The organism is Mesorhizobium sp. M0621, assembly GCF_040320745.1.
GTDB lineage: Bacteria > Pseudomonadota > Alphaproteobacteria > Rhizobiales > Rhizobiaceae > Mesorhizobium.
In genome coordinates, this window is sequence record NZ_JAMYQF010000116.1 from 1 (window position 1) to 2,942 (window position 2,942).

Annotated in this window: 3 protein-coding genes, 1 tRNA gene and 1 pseudogene; 2 read left to right on the forward strand and 3 right to left on the reverse strand. The window is 53.9% G+C overall.

The window, feature by feature from the left end; all coding sequences use genetic code 11:
• The first annotated feature begins 192 nt into the window (after positions 1-192).
• The gene (locus tag NKI38_RS33270) at positions 193-417 is read left to right on the forward strand and encodes a hypothetical protein (protein ID WP_352665088.1); all 225 of its coding nucleotides are present in this window, start codon (positions 193-195) and stop codon (positions 415-417) included.
• A gap of 223 nt (positions 418-640) precedes the next feature.
• Here the strand turns inward: NKI38_RS33270 and NKI38_RS33275 are convergent, their stop codons facing one another.
• Positions 641-805: a hypothetical protein gene (locus NKI38_RS33275; protein ID WP_352665090.1), complete on the reverse strand. Its 165-nt coding sequence runs from the start codon at positions 803-805 to the stop codon at positions 641-643.
• Positions 806-959: 154 nt separating this feature from the next.
• Here NKI38_RS33275 and NKI38_RS33280 point away from each other — a divergent pair.
• Positions 960-1,035, forward strand: a tRNA-Thr gene (locus tag NKI38_RS33280).
• 56 nt (positions 1,036-1,091) lie between these two features.
• On the opposite strand, the gene NKI38_RS33285 is transcribed toward NKI38_RS33280, so the two are convergent.
• Both NKI38_RS33285 and NKI38_RS33290 read right to left on the reverse strand, forming a co-directional pair.
• On the reverse strand, positions 1,092-2,147 hold the full coding sequence (locus NKI38_RS33285) for a hypothetical protein (protein WP_352665092.1): 1,056 nt from the start codon (positions 2,145-2,147) through the stop codon (positions 1,092-1,094).
• A gap of 612 nt (positions 2,148-2,759) precedes the next feature.
• Positions 2,760-2,942 (reverse strand): annotated as a pseudogene (locus NKI38_RS33290) (hypothetical protein); the annotation flags it as partial.

The window sequence follows — 2,942 nt, forward strand, 5'->3', positions numbered from 1 at the left end:
CTCAAGGTTCGACGAAAACTCGCCAATCTCAACGCCGATTATCTCGAAAATCTCATCCGTCAAAAATCAACGTTAACCTGAAGCGATTCCCCTGCCCCCTATCGCCAAAGACCAGTTGCTTGGAAATGTGTGCATGCCGTAGCGGGGGGAGATCGGCAGCCTTACCATCCCCCCTTCACAAGGTGATCGCCAATGCAAAAAAGGGCGGCCGAAGCCGCCCTCTTGGAAGAATGGGTCCCTCCATCAAAGGAAAATGATCACCCTGCCGTGTCTGTGGTGATGATGGTGCTTCCACCAGAACTTCTTGAAGTGCTTGTGGTGGTGGTGATGATGATGGCCGTGCATGCCATGGGCGGACGACGTGCCGACAGTGCCGGCGAGCGCGCCGGCGGCGACGAAAACGGCAACGAGGCCTGAGGTAAGAGTGCGCTTGAACATGATGATCTCCTGGATCTTTTGATCGAGGCGACCCATTCGCCTCCGACCATCAGTCGGCGCGGCGCGGGGAAAGGTTCGAAAGGTTTTGGAGATTGGAGCGAATAGTGAGTAGCGAATAGCGAGTAGGGAAAGGCAGGAACGCCAAGGAATCCCTCGCACCCCATTCCCTATTCCCCTACTCGCTACTCGCTACTCGCTCTTTTCACATCCCCGTGACATGGCGCAGCCAGAAAGCCAGCGCGATGAAGCCGATGATGGTGGTGACGCCGGTCCAGTCGACATTGGCCTTCTTCACGTCGCTGATGATCTTCACCAGCAGCATCCAGGCCACGAAGATGATCGGGAGAATGATGACAAATCTGATCATGCGACACTCCAACTCGAAGCGATTGCACCGTTTCCATATGTAGGAAGCAATCCGGCGCTTTTCAGGATGCCCTCCCCGACAACCGGATGACACGCCGGTTAAAAACGGAGTTTTGTCTTTACTGGCGCAACAAATATGCTAACCGGAGCGCCGTGCCCTTGTAGCTCAGCTGGTAGAGCAGCGGTTTTGTAAACCGAAGGTCGGCGGTTCGATTCCGTCCGGGGGCACCAGATAGCCGCATCTTTCGCAGTTCAACCAATTTAGGGGCGACCGCCGGCCGCACTCTCTACCATTCTGGGTCGATGTTCGGCTTGGGGTACTCGACTGTATCACCATTTGCATCCCAAAGTGTGGTCGAGTGACCCGTCCGTAGATTGGCGCCGACACTCTCAGAAACGAAGCGCGAAACTGTACCCTCCATCATCCAGCCCAGCACATCACGATCAAGGTCTCTGATCTCTGCCTTGTCGGGAAGTTTCACCTCGATCTTTGAGCCGCCGCTGAGTAGGTCAATGCCCGTCCGAAATTGCGGTTGCGAAATGATATGCACATTTGCACAGGCCAAGCGCGTAAGAACTTCAAGATACTGAATATCCAGCATCCTGTTCGTCAAACTGTCCAACTGCGGACCCATCATCGAGCCAACGAGGCCGCAATCGGCGATAACGCTGTAGAGAACGACGTCTTTGACACGTATCATTATGGTGCCACCGAGATAGTTGTCGGCATAGTTGAACGTAGTTGGACACCATTCTCTATGGGCTCGCATAATCACGAATGTGCCGAAGACGTCCGGGTCCACTTCAATGCCAAACAACCTCGCGCGAGCCAAAGCGTGAACGTGGTGAAGAAGGTCCAGGTCATATTCCTCACCGACTGTCTCGCTCCCTAGACGTTGATCCCGATGCACGGGTACTCGGCGATCCCTCAGGTGTACCTTCAGAAAAATGAGTGCCATCCAAAGCTGGAGCAGTTCCGCGCCACCAGAGTTTGCGTATTCCTCGACACGATCGAATCCAGCAGAAATCACCTCTCGTATCGGACGCTCAAATTCATCACCAAGACGGGAATTGCATTTTGTGCAGCACCGCAAGCGGTATGTGCTGTATCGGGTTCTCACGCCATTTGGCAGCGTGATTTCCTTGTTGTGTAGCCCGCAAAGGCGGAGCATCCAATCGGGGATTATGTGTTCCCTGTTGAAGTCCTTGCACCGAGCTCGTCCACACACGAAGCAATGGCCAATTGTGAAGACCTCACTACGAAACCGATCGAAATCCATAAAGATCAGATCGCCGTCAGGAGCGGTGATTGAGCCCCCTTTGTTCACAGCGAACGCTTTCATTCCATCACCAACTTACGTTCCGAAGCCGCGCCGAGACCTAGCGACGTGTGTCATATCAATAGCGGGGCCAATGCAATTGTCGATTTAAAAATCAGGTGGGGAAAAGCAAAGACTACCGGTGTAATGACCGGCTCCTAAGTTGAAGAGCCGCCGAAGTAGAAGTACCGTGCGATAATTACCTTGGGCGGATGGATTTCAGATGGGTGTTGCGAACAAAGAAATACCTCTCGGCTCCTACACGGTCTCAGTTGAGAGTGTGAGGAAGATTTATAGAGGGCTGCAGCGCGTGGTCACCGAGGAGGCTGACCTTACATTGGCAAAATGGGAGCTCTTGCCAGATCAAACCAAGGAGCAGTTTGAAGACCGCAAGAAGGAAGTCCGCGAGAAAGCATTCCGGGTGACTGTGAGCATTTACCGCGAAGACGGATCGCACATGTATGGCGACACCGGAATTACGGTGACAGTGCACTTTTGCCGAGGGTTTGATCGGATTCACGCTCGAAGGCCGCGATCGACCTGCGGTCTTTGTAAACCGAAGGTCGGCGGTTCGATTCCGTCCGAGGCATCAGTTTGCGGATTGTACGGCCCGGAGACATGGGTAACAGTCTGTACCTAAGACATGGGTGACAACCTCGTGCCGAACGGGTTGTCGATGGTCTGCAAGGTCCTTTGTTCCAGGTCGATATATCCCAGATCATAATGCATGAAGCTGACGAGCCAAATGCCGTCGTCGACTTCGGTGATTCCGAGCCTCTGGCCGGCGAGCACGGTGGAGATGTTGATCTTCTTCCTGTG